13 protein-coding genes are annotated in these 12,989 nt (G+C 63.4%); 5 read left to right on the top strand and 8 right to left on the bottom strand.

Features of this window, described 5'->3' with window-relative positions; all coding sequences use genetic code 11:
- Positions 1-3: 3 nt before the first annotated feature.
- From J7S20_RS05000 to J7S20_RS04985, 4 genes are all read right to left on the bottom strand, one after another.
- Positions 4-966 carry an NAD(P)H-dependent flavin oxidoreductase gene (locus J7S20_RS05000; RefSeq protein WP_284053118.1) on the bottom strand — a complete coding sequence of 321 codons (963 nt, stop codon included), beginning with the start codon at positions 964-966 and terminating at the stop codon, positions 4-6.
- Positions 967-1,014: 48 nt separating this feature from the next.
- Complete coding sequence (locus J7S20_RS04995; protein WP_284053117.1) at positions 1,015-1,539, bottom strand: gamma carbonic anhydrase family protein; 525 nt, start codon at positions 1,537-1,539, stop codon at positions 1,015-1,017.
- 143 nt (positions 1,540-1,682) lie between these two features.
- Positions 1,683-2,690, bottom strand: a complete 1,008-nt coding sequence (locus J7S20_RS04990; RefSeq protein ID WP_284053116.1) for a ferritin-like domain-containing protein — start codon at positions 2,688-2,690, stop codon at positions 1,683-1,685.
- Between the two features lie 30 nt (positions 2,691-2,720).
- Positions 2,721-3,683, bottom strand: a complete 963-nt coding sequence (locus J7S20_RS04985; RefSeq protein ID WP_284053115.1) for a ferritin-like domain-containing protein — start codon at positions 3,681-3,683, stop codon at positions 2,721-2,723.
- Between the two features lie 261 nt (positions 3,684-3,944).
- Here J7S20_RS04985 and J7S20_RS04980 point away from each other — a divergent pair, with 261 nt between their 5' ends.
- The 5 genes from J7S20_RS04980 to J7S20_RS04960 all read left to right on the top strand — a co-directional run bounded on the left by J7S20_RS04980 (position 3,945) and on the right by J7S20_RS04960 (position 7,182).
- The gene (locus J7S20_RS04980) at positions 3,945-4,595 is read left to right on the top strand and encodes a Crp/Fnr family transcriptional regulator (RefSeq protein WP_284053114.1); all 651 of its coding nucleotides are present in this window, start codon (positions 3,945-3,947) and stop codon (positions 4,593-4,595) included.
- 252 nt (positions 4,596-4,847) lie between these two features.
- A complete protein-coding gene (locus J7S20_RS04975; protein ID WP_284053113.1) occupies positions 4,848-5,363 on the top strand; it encodes a hypothetical protein in 516 nt (171 codons plus the stop codon).
- 83 nt (positions 5,364-5,446) lie between these two features.
- Positions 5,447-5,824: a hypothetical protein gene (locus J7S20_RS04970; RefSeq protein WP_284053112.1), complete on the top strand. Its 378-nt coding sequence runs from the start codon at positions 5,447-5,449 to the stop codon at positions 5,822-5,824.
- Between the two features lie 10 nt (positions 5,825-5,834).
- Positions 5,835-6,572, top strand: a complete 738-nt coding sequence (locus J7S20_RS04965) for a C39 family peptidase (RefSeq protein ID WP_284053111.1) — start codon at positions 5,835-5,837, stop codon at positions 6,570-6,572.
- Positions 6,573-6,642: 70 nt separating this feature from the next.
- Positions 6,643-7,182 carry a hypothetical protein gene (locus tag J7S20_RS04960; protein ID WP_284053110.1) on the top strand — a complete coding sequence of 180 codons (540 nt, stop codon included), beginning with the start codon at positions 6,643-6,645 and terminating at the stop codon, positions 7,180-7,182.
- 69 nt (positions 7,183-7,251) lie between these two features.
- Here the strand turns inward: J7S20_RS04960 and J7S20_RS04955 are convergent, their stop codons facing one another.
- Genes J7S20_RS04955 through J7S20_RS04940 form a run of 4 tightly spaced genes read right to left on the bottom strand, consistent with a single transcriptional unit; the run spans position 7,252 to position 12,916 of the window.
- Positions 7,252-8,490 carry a TolC family protein gene (locus J7S20_RS04955; RefSeq protein ID WP_284053109.1) on the bottom strand — a complete coding sequence of 413 codons (1,239 nt, stop codon included), beginning with the start codon at positions 8,488-8,490 and terminating at the stop codon, positions 7,252-7,254.
- Positions 8,487-8,786 (bottom strand): DUF3240 family protein, encoded by a 300-nt coding sequence (locus tag J7S20_RS04950; RefSeq protein WP_284053108.1) that lies wholly within the window; start codon positions 8,784-8,786, stop codon positions 8,487-8,489. Before J7S20_RS04950 ends, J7S20_RS04955 begins: the two co-directional genes overlap by 4 nt.
- The gene (locus J7S20_RS04945; RefSeq protein ID WP_284053107.1) at positions 8,779-11,859 is read right to left on the bottom strand and encodes an efflux RND transporter permease subunit; all 3,081 of its coding nucleotides are present in this window, start codon (positions 11,857-11,859) and stop codon (positions 8,779-8,781) included. The genes J7S20_RS04950 and J7S20_RS04945 overlap by 8 nt, the downstream gene beginning before the upstream one ends.
- Before the next feature lie 4 nt (positions 11,860-11,863).
- Entirely contained in the window at positions 11,864-12,916 is a 1,053-nt protein-coding gene (locus J7S20_RS04940; protein WP_284053106.1) for an efflux RND transporter periplasmic adaptor subunit, read from the bottom strand.
- Positions 12,917-12,989 lie beyond the last annotated feature (73 nt).

Below are 12,989 nucleotides of genomic sequence, written 5' to 3'. Positions count from 1 at the left end.
TGCCTATTTCGCGTTGAGGCGCGCCAGCGCCTCGCGATATTCCTTCTCGAGACGGTCGACGCGGGCCGCGACGGGCTCCACCGCATGGACTGCGCCGATGCCCTGTCCCGAGCCCCATATATCGCGCCATGCCTTGGCCTTGCTGTTCCCGCCCGATCCGAAATTCATCTTGCTCGGATCGCTGTCGGGCAGATTGTCGGGGTCGAGGCCCGCTGCTTCGATCGACGAGCGCAGGTAATTGCCGTGCACCCCGGTGAACAGGTTGGTGTAGACGATGTCCGACGCTCCGCTATCGACGATCGCCTGCTTATATGCTTCGCCGGCATTCGCTTCCGCCGTCGCGATGAAGGGCGATCCGATATAGGCAAGGTCGGCGCCCATCGCCCTGGCCGCGAGCACCGCTCCGCCATTGGCGATCGCGCCGGACAGGATGATCGGCCCGTCAAACCAGCTTCTCGTTTCCTGCACGAATGCGAACGGGTTGAGCTGTCCGGCGTGGCCACCGGCGCCCGCGCATACGAGGATCAGGCCATCGGCACCTTTTTCCACCGCCTTGTGCGCGAACCGGTCGTTGATGACGTCGTGAAGCGTGATCCCGCCCCAGCCGTGCACCGCATCGTTCAGGTCCTCGCGCGCGCCTAGCGAGGTGATGACGATGGGCACCTGCCATTTGGCGCAGGTCGCGAGATCGGCTTCCAGCCGGTCGTTCGACCGATGCACGATCTGGTTGACCGCAAAGGGCGCGGCCGGTCGATCGGGATTGTCGCGATTCCAGGCCGAGAGTTCTTCGGTAATCCGGTGAAGCCATTCATCGAGCTGGCTCTGTGGCCGTGCATTGAGCGCCGGAAACGATCCGACGATCCCGGCCTTGCACTGCGCGATGACAAGGTCGGGAACCGAGATGATGAACAGCGGCGATCCGATGACCGGCAGCCGCAGACGATCGAAGAGCGGTGGAAGTGCCATGTACGTTTCATAGCGCAACTGAACCCGGTGTCCAGCACGCTGCCTTCATCAATCGATCCGCTTCAGCCCGGCGGCGAACTGGCGCGCCTTTTCGACATAATGCGCGGCCGACATTTTGAGCAGCGCGAGCGCCTGATCGTCGAGCTTGCGGATTGCCCGGGCAGGGCTGCCGAGGATCAGGCTTCCGGCGTCGAACGTCTTGCCCTCCGTCACCAGCGCGCCGGCGCCGATGATGCAGTCGTCCGGGATGACGGCATTATTTAGGATCGTTGCGCCCATTCCGACCAGGACGCGGTTGCCGAGCGTGCAGCCGTGCAGGATCGCGTGGTGGCCGATGGTGCAGTCTTCACCGATGGTGAGCGGTGCATCATGATCCGAATGCCCCATGGCGCCGTCCTGAAAATTCGAACGAGCGCCGACCAGCATCGGCGTGTTGTCGCCGCGAATGACAGCGCCGAACCAGACGCTGGCCTGTTCGCCAAGGCGTACATCACCGATCAGATCCGCGCTTGGTGCCACCCATGCGCCGTCGCCAAGTTTAGGCCGGTTTCCCTCGATCTCGTACAGCGCCATGCAATCCTCCCATATTGTGGTTGATGCCCACACTGGTTCAGCCCGGATCGCGTAGCAAGCGCCGCTGGGGTTGCGAAAATGAGAAACGGCCCGCGTCGTCTGAGACACGGGCCGTTCCGCGGAGGATCTGGAGATGGGCGGGGTCAGGCAGCGGCGCCGTTGGCGTCGCTCTCCATGATCGTCCCGTTTACGCCGTCGGGGAAGAATCCGCCCTTGGTGCTCTGGGCAGCCGATAGATAGACGATATTCAGTACCTGTCCGGTCGTGCGACTGTAGGCGAGCCCGCTATCGTCCGCCGGGACCAGGTTGGCAGCGTTATCGCGCTCGGCAATGCCCTGGTCGTCATCGTCTCGACCGTCGAGGCTGTCGCGCGCGTCGGAGATATCTTCGGTCGCCTGGATGAGGCTCGGCGCTTGCAGACCCTTTCTATACAGCGTCGTGCGAACCAGACCGGCATGATAGGCCTCTGCGGCTAGGATTCCCGCTGCTGCTTCCAGAAATGTGCTGTTGGTGATCAGCGGGGACGCGCCCTTGTAGGCGGTGACGCCGACATCTTCGAAAATGAAAGCGCCGAGTAGGAAATTCTCGTCACTGGCATAGGGATCGAATGACTGCCCATCGCCGATTAGGCCAGCCGCGCGAGCTGCCGCCGAAAATGCGCCGTTGGCATCGGCGCTGATGTCGAGGGCAGGCTGCGCCACCGCCGCCGACCCCAGCGCACCGCGAAGAAAGGCCACGTGGTTCTGCTCGTCCCGAGCAATTTCGCGGGCATATTGGGCAACGACTGGATCGGTGAAGTTGACCTTCTTGCCACCGGAAACAGCGCCCTGCGTACCCGTTCCGCCAAGCATGGAGTTCGGAAGACCGGTGCCGGTTGCGGCATAGGCGTAGAATTGCGCTTCGAGATATTCGAGATTGAGGGCGAAGTTGAGCACATCCTCGTCGGTAACGCCCGCCGGTGGCGGCGGCGGGGGAGGCGGGGGCGGCGGTGCCTTGACAGGCGGATAGCCATTGTTGCTGTCGCACGCCGCGAGGACACTTGCGCCTGCGACCGCTGCACCGGCGCTACCTGCCAGGCGCAGAAATGAGCGGCGAGCCTCACGACGCTGATCGCATGCGTCGAGGATTTCGATGATATCGTCTTGTTTCATGGCTGTTCTCCCTGATCTCGGCGCAGTGATTTAGCTGGCGGCGCTGGTGGTGATGGCGCCGTTCACGCCGCTGGGGAAAAAGCCGCCCTGATCGACCGCCATATTGTTCAGATAGACGATGTTCAGAACCTGTCCCGTCGACCGGCTATAGGCGATGCTGTCTTCGTTCAGAGGCGCGATGTTGCTTGCCGTCTGCCCGTCGATCTGCATCGGCGCGATACCCTGGTCGTCATCCGACGGGCCGTCGAGGCTGTCGCGCGCATCCGATATCTTCTGCGTGGCCTGAACGAGCGAAGGCGCGTTGATGCCCTTCGCGTACAGGGTGCTGCGAACGATGGCGGCATGGTACCCCTCCACGGCCAGAATTCCGGCAGCCGCTTCGAGGAACGTCTTGTCCGAAATAAGGGGCGAGGCACCCTTGTAGGCGGTGACGCCGACATCCTCGAATATGAACGCGCCGAGAAGGAAGTTCTCGTCATTGGCATAGGGATCGAACGACTGTCCTGCCCCTATCAGGCCCGCCGCGCGTGCCGCGGATGAGAAGGCGCCGTTCGGGTCGCTGCTGATATCGAGGTCGGGCTGCGCAACCGCGGTACCGCCAATCGCGGAGCGGAGGAACTCGACATGGTGCATTTCGTCGCGCGCGATTTCACGGGCATATTTGCGGACTGCGTCATCGGAGAAATTCACCATTCGGCCGCCATTGACGGTTCCCTGCGTACCCGCGCCGGTCAGCAGATTGTCGGGCAGCGCCTGCCCGAATGCGGCGTGATAGTAGAACTGAGCTTCAAGATATTCGAGATTGAGGGCAAAGTTCAGAACATCACCGTCACTAGGGGCGGATTGCGCTGACGCCGGTGTGGCACGAAGGCCCGCCACCGTGGTCCCGCCAACCGCAGCCGCGACGCCTAATGCCTTGAAGAAACCGCGCCGTTCCTCTCGTCGCTTCTCTCTCGCTTCGAAAGCGTCGGCAAGCATCGTGTCGTCCGTCATCGCGCCTCTCCTGAAATATTTGCACGTCGAGCAACGGTCCGCGTAGAATTTCGGTTTCAATTTCTGGGGGTTACGTACGCGCGCGTACTGCAATGCATCCGATCGGGACTTTGCAACGAAGCTGCTAGCGTAGTTCTATGAATCGAGAGGTTGATGTTGAGCGCCGTTGTCGAACCGATTGAAAATCGCGATTGTCTGGAAACACCTAACTTACTTCTGCGAGCGCTTTCCTCGCATGGCGCGGCGCTGTTGAAACCGCATGTGCGGCGCATCGAAGTTTCATCCGGCGATGTGCTGAGCGAGGCCGGACAATCGAGCCAGAACATATATTTTCCCGAAAATGCCGTTGTTTCGCTGTGCGTGGTGGATCGCAAAAACTCCGGCTTCGAAGTCGCGATGGCCGGGCGCGAGGGCATGATCGGCGTTTCCGCTCTGCTGGGCGCCCGACTTTCTCCTCACCGGACGGTGGTTCAGATCAGCGGAGGCTCGGCGCTCGTCGCGAAATCCGATGTCGTAAAGGCACTTGCCGAACAGGATGACGAGCTTCGCAATCTGTTGCTGCGTTACACGCTCTATCTGAAGGAACAGATGGCGCGGACGATATTGTCCGAACGTCGCGATCAGGTCGAAGCGCGTCTCGCGCGCCGCCTGCTGATGCTGCACGACCGGATTGAAGGCGACGAGCTATCGGTCACGCATGCCGATCTCGGCGACGTGCTGAACGTCCGCCGTGCGACGGTAACCGACTGTCTGCACCTTCTTGAAGGTGAGCATATTCTACATTGCACGCGCGGCCGTGTTGCTATTCGAAACCGGGCGGGCCTCGAAAGGGCGGCCGGCGATTCATACGGCTCCCCCGAAGCGACCTATCGCGAATTGATATATCCCTTCGGCAAGACACGCGTGTCGTGATCTAGGCCGCCGACGCTAGGGTGCCGGCATCGCGGCCGTTCGGTAGCGCGATTGTAGGAAATCGCCGAACGACTCGTCCGCGCTTGCCAAAAGGCAAATACAAACCCGGACAGATACGGACCGTCGAACATGCCCAATGGCACAGCGCGGCGGGGCCATTAGCGTACCGTTCTCCTCGCCCTCACCAACCAGGGGGAGATAGCGCCGCAGCTTCGATCGAGGCCTTGGCGCCCATGAAGAGGAGAAGAACTCATGCGTACCAAAACCCTAATCCTGGCCTGCGCAAGCACCGCCGGACTCCTGATCGCCGCGCCTTCCTTCGCCCAGACGACGGGCGGTGGTGTCGGCGGGACCTTCAACAACGGTTCCGACCACAACCTGATCGTGAACGATCTGCTCGACGTTTTTGCGGTCGACAATGCGGCCGACAGCTACAGCACGTCGATGTCCTATCAGGCGAACAACAACTCGTGGTCGAACTCGCCGGTCGTCGCCTATCAGGAGCTGAAGGCGATGAACATCAACCATCACCTCGATGAAGTGGTGGATATGGACGGCGCTGACGATAGGCGTGCGAGTGTGGGCTATAACAGTGGTTCGCAATCGGTGAACGATAATGCCTTCGCGGCGTTCGCGGGCATTTCCAATGCCGCCTGGAATTCGGGCATCAATGCGAACACGCAAGCCGCCACGAACATCGCCGCGCGCGGCACGATCAACTTCGGCGTAAGCGGAACTGACTCGGCCGGATCCACCAGCGGCGACTGATCGACACTCCCGCGGGAGGGGCCGGGACAACACCCCCAAGCGTCCCGGCCCACTCTCCACGTCCGGTTCAACAGGAGGGGAAAATGTTCGTCAAAAGCATTTCGGCCGCTGCGATTGTCGCAGCCGCCTTCAACGCTGGAGCCGCGATCGCGCAAACGACGCCCTCCGATCCCGAGCGAAACCAGGTCCAGGCGGAGCGACCGCTTCCAATCCTTATCCCAGAGGACGAATTGCGGACGACACGCGGCACCGGCGACGGTGGAACGTCGATCGTCATCAACCAGCAGACGCTGAATGCGATCGTCTCGGGCAATGTGTTGGGCGACTATAGCGCGGGCGATGTGAACTTTGCCGACAACGCCCTGTCCAACTTTTCCGGCATCGGCAACTTCACGATCAATACCGGCGCGCAGAACAACCTGCAGACCGCGATGATCCTCACCGTCAACATTACCGACTAGGTGACGAAAGATGGGGTGGAGAAAATCGACTGTTCTGGCGATCAGCTCCGCCATGCTGGCGGCGGCACCTGCACACGCTCAGGTTCGCCTTGGCCCCGAAACCGGCGCGCCCTCGACCGTCCATGTGATGAGCTGGTGGGCGATCCCGTTCCGGACTGTCGTGCGCCAGCAATATGATTTCAGCTGCGGCTCGGCAGCGGTCGCGACGCTTCTGACCTATGGCTATGACCGCCCGACGACCGAGCGCGAGAGCTTCGCTGCGATGTGGAAGGTCGGCGACCGCGAAATGATCCGCAAAAAGGGTTTCTCGCTCTTCGACATGCGCGCCTATCTGCAGTCGATCGGTTATCGCGTCGAAGGGTTCAAGCTGACCATGGATCAGCTTTCGCAGCTCAAGCGACCGGTGATCGTGCTGCTAGACCTGCACGGCTACAAGCATTTCGCGGTCGTCAAGGGAATGGCCGACGGGCAGGTGCTGACCGGCGACCCCATGCTGGGTCTGACCAAATATGACAGCAAGCAATTCGCGCGCTATTGGAACGGCGTCGTTCTGGCGATCCTCGCCGGCCCCTATAAGGATCGGCCGGTCTACAACCTGCCGAGCGACTGGAACCCGTGGGCGCGTGCACCACTCGATGCGGAGGCGGGGACTACGACGGCGATTGCCGACCTGACGACCTATCTGCCACCGCAATACCAGATCACACCTCTGCTCCTGCTCGACGTGCGGGTAGGCACGGTAAATTAAGGAGGATGTCATGCGCGCCGTTGGTAGGACGCCCGTAATCCGGGCAGCAGCGCTTTCGCTCCTTGCTTTGATGGCGCTGGGAAATGCGACCGCCCCCCGCGCCGATGGCGAACTCGATCTCGAACAGCTTCAGACGCTCGACGACGAACTGCTGTCCGAGCAGCGCGGCGGATTCACCGTCGACGGAATGGACATTTCGCTCGGTGCCGAGTTCCGCACCTATCTCGACGGCGAACTCGCTCTGTTGACCACGATAAACTGGCAGGATGGCCCGCCCGAGCGCACCGAATGGGTCTCGGCGGTGCTGTCTAAGGCGACCGCTGAGCAGTTGCAGGCCGGGCTTCTCAACACCGGCAGTATCACGATGAAGGTCGGCGACCAGTCTGTGTATCTCGCAAATGATGGGCAGACCGCGCTTGCGCACAAGACCGACGGCGGCTTGCAGAACATCCTCATCAACACGGCGAACAACGCCAACATCCGACAGGAAGCCGACCTTCAGCTCGACATTTCGGGCTATGACGGGTTCCGCAGCGACGTGGTGAGCGCATCGGCGATTGCCGGAATTTCAAGAACGGTCGATCAAGGCCTTATCGGCGCACTCAACTGATCCGTAAAAAGGGCGTGCCTTCGACGCCGAAACTCCGGCCGCAGGCGAAATCCTTAAGCGCAGACATGCTTAGCCTTCGTCGGGCGCCCACATGTCATGCGAATCGACGCGCAGCTTCATGATTGCCCTGAGGGCAGCCACGCGTGCGGTTATTTCTTCGCGCCGTGCAGCCAGTGCCTGGCGATCGACGTAGAGCAGATCGGAGAGGTCGGTGACGCCGCCCTTGTACCCGCGCTCCGACAGGTCGGCTGCGCTGTCGGCGCCTTCAACCGCGGCAGCGCTTGCCTGCCACGCGGCGAAACGGTCTGTCGCGTTGCTCAGATCGGCGTCTGCGGTGGCGATAACCTCTCGGCGCGTATTGGTTAGTTCAAGGCGCGCGCGAGATGCCTCGGCTTCCGCCTTGTCGGCGGCCGCGCTGCGATAACCGCCGCCCAACGGCATCGAAAAGACCATGCCGGCGCCGCGTTCTGCACCGCTGCGTTCGCTGAACAAGCGGACACCGACCGACGGATCGGCAACCCGGTCGCGCCGGGCGCGCCGCCCGAGCACGTCGTAGCGATCCGCGCGAAACTCGGCGGCGCGAATTTCATGCGAGCGCTCGATGACCAGGTCGCGCAATCGCCCAAGCGCGGTATCGGGTAGTTCGGGCGTTGCCGGGGCAGGGGGGTCCTCTGGAAGCGGCAGATCGGGAAAGGTCGCATGCAGTTTCGCGCGGGCAGCGCGCATGTCGGCGGCGCTGTTCGCCAGCCGCGTCTTCGCCAGCGCCAGTTCGGAGCGTGCCTGCTCCGCATCAAGCCGGGCCGCGTCTCGCAATTCAACCCTGCGTTCGACGGCAGCGAGCAGCCGCTCATAATTGGCGACCGCTGCACGGTCGTTGCGCAGCAGCGCGCCGGCGAGCAGCCAGTCGTGCCACGCATTCATCAGCATCAGCGATGTCTGGTGCCGTGCATCCTCGCGGTTGTTGTCGGCTTCCTCGATACCCAGCGCACCAGCCTTTCGGTCGAGCCGCGCCTTGCCGGGCAGGCGGAACGCGCGAGCGACCGTCCCGTCGAATTCGTCGAACCCGCCCTCGCGATCGACCGAACGGCGGATATAGCTTCCGCTGACGGTGACTTCGTGCGGCCCCTTCCTGAGCATCCGCGCATCGGCGCGCGCGGCCGACACATCGGCCGCGGCTGCTTCGACCATCGGGTGCGTATCGAGCACACGCGCGACGACCGGGGCGGGCGGCAGATCGGGACGTTCCTGCGCCACGGCGGTAGTCGCCAGCGCGAAGAAGGAGGTAACGAGCAACAGCGCGGATTTCATGGCAGCCTCCCGCTGGCATGGAGATCGGTCGCGAGCCAGCGCACCGGATAGCTGCGCCGGCTGTCGTCAATCGCTGCGACGATCGCGTCCAGCTGTTCGGCGGCGCAGAGAAATTCCATCGCTATCCGGTCGAGCGTTCCGGTCACCCGCTCACTGGTGCTGGCGTCGCTGAAGTCGCGTCCATGGACCATTTCCTTGCGAACATGGATCGCGGCTTCGACGGTCTCGCGAAGCGCCGCGATCAGCGCGGCTTCGTCCGAGGCGGCGGCATACAGGGTGACGCGCAGTTCAGCCATCGAACGCTTCCTTCTCGCTGCGGCCTTCGCCGAAGCGTTCGAACAGGATCGGCAGAAGGATGAGCGTGAGCAGTGTCGACGTGACGAGGCCGCCGATCACCACCACCGCCAGCGGGCGCTGGATTTCGGAGCCGGGGCCGGTCGCGAACAGCAGCGGCACGAGCCCGAACGCCGTGATCGTGGCCGTCATCAGCACCGGGCGCAGCCGCCGTTCGGCGCCGATCCGCACCGTTTCCGCCATCGAATGCCCTTCGCTCCGGAGCTGGCGGAAATAGGAAACGAGGACGAGGCCGTTGAGCACCGCGATGCCGAGCAGCGCGATGAAGCCGACCGAAGCCGGAACCGACAGATACTCGCCTGACAGCCAGAGCGACACGATGCCGCCGACCATCGCGAAGGGAATGTTGAGCAGGATCAGCGTCGATGCGCGCAGCGATCGCAGCGTTGCCAGCAGAACGAAGAAGATGAGCAGCAGCGCAATCGGAACCACCAGCATCAGCCGCGCAGATGCGCGCTGCTGATTCTCGAACTGCCCGCCCCAGACGAGGCGGTATCCGGGTGGCAGCGGAACCTGCTGCGCAACGGCGGCCTTTGCTTCGTCGACATAGCCGACAAGATCGCGCCCGCTCACAAACGCCTGGACGAGCGCGTAGCGCGAGCCGTTCTCGTGATCGAGCTTCACCGGCCCCTCGGTGCGGGTGATGTGGGCCAGGTCGCTGGCGCGCGCCGTCATTCCCGCCGGCGTATGAAGCTGAAGGTCGGTGAAGCGCGCGGGATTGTCGCGGATCGCCTTGTCGCCGCGAATGACGATGGGAACCCGCTTTTGCCCTTCGGCGACGACGCCGGCATGCAGTCCTTCGACCTGGGCGCGCAGCGCGTCCTGAAGTTGATCGACCGGCATCCCGACACGGCCTGCCGCCGCCCGGTCGATGTCGATGCGCATGTAATCGACCTGATCGTTCGCCATGGTCATGACTTCCGACGCACCGCGAATGCCCGACAGGGTCTTTTGAATGCGTCCGGCAAGATCGGACAGCGTGTCGAGGTCGGGGCCGAAGATCTTCACGGCCAGGTCACCGCGCGATCCGGTGAGCATTTCCGACACGCGCATGTCGATTGGCTGGGTGAAGCTTGGCTCGATGCCCGGCAGATCCTTCATCGCCTCACGCATGCGCGCGACGATGTCGTCGATTGTGCCGGTCCATTCGGATCGCGGCTTCAGGACGACGAAGGTGTCGGTTTCGTTGAGCCCCATCGGATCGAGCCCGAGTTCGTCGGAGCCGGTCCGGCTGATGATGTTCGAGATTTCGGGAACCGCCTTCATCACCGCGCGCTGCGCCGCCATGTCGCCTTGGATCGAATGCTGCAGCCCGATCGACGGCAGCTTGGTAAGCTGCATGACGATGGTGCCCTCGTTCATCGTCGGCATGAAGGTCTTGCCCACCGAACCATAGGCAAGCACGGCAAGCGCGAGACCCACCCCCGCAAGGCCGTAAACGAGCGACTTGCGCGCAAAGGCGCCGTTCAGCAGCCGTTCGTAGCGCGGCGCGATCTGCCGCATGATCCACGGTTCCCGGCCGCTGTGCGCGCGCAGGCCGAAAGACGACAGTACCGGAACCAGCGTGAGCGCCAGCAGCAGCGAACCGGCAAGCGCGAACACGATGGTCAGCGCAACCGGTGCGAACAGCTTGCCCTCCAGCCCCTGCAGCGACAGGAGCGGCAGGAATACCAGCGCGATGATGATGATGCCCGCCGTCACCGGCACGATTACTTCGGCGGTCGCCTTGAAGACATGGTGCAGGCGTGGCGTGTCGCTGTGTTCGGCATGGTTCAGCCGCTCGACGATGTTTTCGACCACGACGACGGCACCGTCGACCAGCATTCCGATCGCGATGGCCAGCCCGCCAAGGCTCATCAGATTGGCCGACAATCCCATCCCCCGCATGAACAGGAAGGTGATGAGCGCCGCCATCGGCAGGGTTACCGCGACGATCGCGGCGGCGCGCCAATCGCCGAGGAAAAGGATCAGCAGGATCACGACCAGGACGGTGGCTTCGAGCAGCGCTTCCTCGACCGTGCCGACGGCCTTTTCGACAAGGTCGGAACGATCGTAGAAGACGTTCAGATGCGTTCCGGCGGGCAGGGTGCGCTCGATTTCGGCAAGCCGGGCCTTTACTCCGCTGACGACTGCCCGGGCATCGGCGCCGCGCAGCGCGATGACCAGCCCCTCGACCGTTTCGTGCTTTCCCTTTTCCGTCACCGCGCCGTAGCGCGTCAGGCTGCCCGTCGCGACCTGCGCGACATCACCGACACGGAGTATCCCGCCGGGTGAGGAACGCAAGACCACCGCGCGCAGGTCGTCCAGCGTCTTGATCGCGCCGACCGCGCGCACGATCAGCGCCTCTTCGCCCGTCTGGAGACGACCCGATCCGTCGTTGCGGTTTCCGCTTTCGATCGCATCGCGAAGTTCTGCGATGCTGATCCCGGCGGCCGCCATCGCTTCGGCGTCGGGGCGAACCTCGAAAGTGCGGACATAGCCGCCGAGCGAATTGACATCGGCGACACCCGGCACCGTGCGCAGCGCGGGCCGGATCGTCCAGTCGAGGAGCGTGCGCTTTTCCTGAAGCGTCTGCGGCCCTTCGATGGTGAACATGAACAGTTCCGAAAGCGGCGTGGAGATCGGCGCCAGTCCGCCTTGCACCGAGGCCGGAAGATCGCCCATCACCCCGGCCAGCCTCTCGGCGACCTGCTGGCGCGCCCAATAGATATCGGTGCTGTCCTTGAAGTCGATGGTGATGTCGGCGATCGCGTATTTCGCGGTCGAGCGCAGGATCGACTGATCGGGAATGCCGAGCATTTCCATTTCGATCGGCGTGATGACGCGCGTTTCGACCTCTTCGGGCGTCATGCCCGGCGCCTTCAGGATGATCTTCACCTGCGTCGTCGAAATGTCGGGATAGGCGTCGATCGGCAGCTTGCTGAACGCCCATGCTCCAAGCCCCGCCACCGCAAGGGCAAGCGCAAGGATCAGTATGCGATAGGAAAGCGCCCAGGCGACAAGGGGTTTCAGCATCGTCCTATTGCGCCAGGGCCAGCGACTTCAGTTCGCTGGTTCCGCGTGCGATGACCTTTTCGCCCGGTTTGAGTCCGGACAGGATCAGCGTGCGGCCGTCGATCGTGTTGCCCTTGCTGACATCTTGCGCGCGCACGCCGCCCTTGGCCTCGACAAAGACGATATCCTTGCCGTCGAGATTGGTCACCGCCGCGTCGGGAATCGTGACCGCATTTTCCGGCGCGGGACCATAAAGCGCCACATTGGTAGCGCCGCCGCTGACAATACCCGGAGCCGCCGGAACGCGGGCCTTTAGCAGCGCCGAACGCGTTTCCGGGTCGATCGTGTTGCCGACCGAGGTAACCTGTCCGCCGACGCCATCGGCCACCTGCACCGTCATTCCGGGCCGGACGCTGCCGATCAGCCGCTCGGGAAGCTGGGCGCGAACTTCGTAGCGGCTCGCCGAATCGACGATGAAGGGCGCCTGCATCGGATCGACGCGGTCGCCCGTTTCGGCGGCGACCTTCGAAACGCGTCCTCCGATCGGCGCGGTCAGCCGGTAGGTGCCGTCGCGCCCGGAGGCGCCACTCATCGCCAGCAGGCGGCGTTGTTCGGTGACGTCAGCCTGTGCCTGACGAAGCTGGGCCTGCGCTTCATCCGCTCGCGCGCCGGCGATCACGCCCTCGCGGCTGAGTTGCGCCAGTCGTGAAGCCGATGCTCTTGCTACACGCAGCCGTGCCTCGGCCCGGGTGAGGTCCGAACTGTGCGAAAGGATATCCGTGCTCGCGACGGTTGCGAGCAACTGCCCCGCCCGCACGGGATCGCCTTCGGCAACAAAGATACGGCGGATGATCCCGGGATAGGTTGCCGTGACCGCAACGCGCGCATTTGGCGGTGGGGCGATGGTGGCGGGCAGGCTGGCGATCGGCGCCTTGTCGGCCTTTTCGGCCACAGCCCATTCAAGGCCGAGCTTCTTTTCCTGCGCCGGGGAAACCGCGATTACCCCGGCCGGCGCAGCCGCCGTCTGGTTCTGCGTCGGCGCTTCGGTGTCGCCGCCGCAGCCGGCAAGCGCCAGCACCAGGGACAATCCCAGAAAAGGTCGGAATGAACACCGCATGAAGAAGGTGCTATGGGCTGAAGCTGACCATAGC

Source organism: Stakelama marina, from assembly GCF_018122655.1.
Taxonomy (GTDB): domain Bacteria; phylum Pseudomonadota; class Alphaproteobacteria; order Sphingomonadales; family Sphingomonadaceae; genus Sphingomonas; species Sphingomonas marina.
The sequence above is the reverse complement of the archived record's forward strand: the minus strand, read 5'-3'. Positions and strand labels throughout refer to the sequence as shown.

Excerpts from the sequence above, each read along its gene's own strand:
- J7S20_RS05000 (WP_284053118.1), bottom strand. The coding sequence starts at position 966 with ATGGCACTTCCACCGCTCTTCGATCGTCTGCGGCTGCCGGTCATCGGA.
- J7S20_RS04995 (WP_284053117.1), bottom strand. The coding sequence starts at position 1,539 with ATGGCGCTGTACGAGATCGAGGGAAACCGGCCTAAACTTGGCGACGGC.
- J7S20_RS04990 (WP_284053116.1), bottom strand. The coding sequence starts at position 2,690 with ATGAAACAAGACGATATCATCGAAATCCTCGACGCATGCGATCAGCGT.
- J7S20_RS04985 (WP_284053115.1), bottom strand. The coding sequence starts at position 3,683 with ATGACGGACGACACGATGCTTGCCGACGCTTTCGAAGCGAGAGAGAAG.
- J7S20_RS04975 (WP_284053113.1), top strand. The coding sequence starts at position 4,848 with ATGCGTACCAAAACCCTAATCCTGGCCTGCGCAAGCACCGCCGGACTC.
- J7S20_RS04970 (WP_284053112.1), top strand. The coding sequence starts at position 5,447 with ATGTTCGTCAAAAGCATTTCGGCCGCTGCGATTGTCGCAGCCGCCTTC.
- J7S20_RS04965 (WP_284053111.1), top strand. The coding sequence starts at position 5,835 with ATGGGGTGGAGAAAATCGACTGTTCTGGCGATCAGCTCCGCCATGCTG.
- J7S20_RS04960 (WP_284053110.1), top strand. The coding sequence starts at position 6,643 with ATGGCGCTGGGAAATGCGACCGCCCCCCGCGCCGATGGCGAACTCGAT.
- J7S20_RS04955 (WP_284053109.1), bottom strand. The coding sequence starts at position 8,490 with ATGAAATCCGCGCTGTTGCTCGTTACCTCCTTCTTCGCGCTGGCGACT.
- J7S20_RS04950 (WP_284053108.1), bottom strand. The coding sequence starts at position 8,786 with ATGGCTGAACTGCGCGTCACCCTGTATGCCGCCGCCTCGGACGAAGCC.
- J7S20_RS04945 (WP_284053107.1), bottom strand. The coding sequence starts at position 11,859 with ATGCTGAAACCCCTTGTCGCCTGGGCGCTTTCCTATCGCATACTGATC.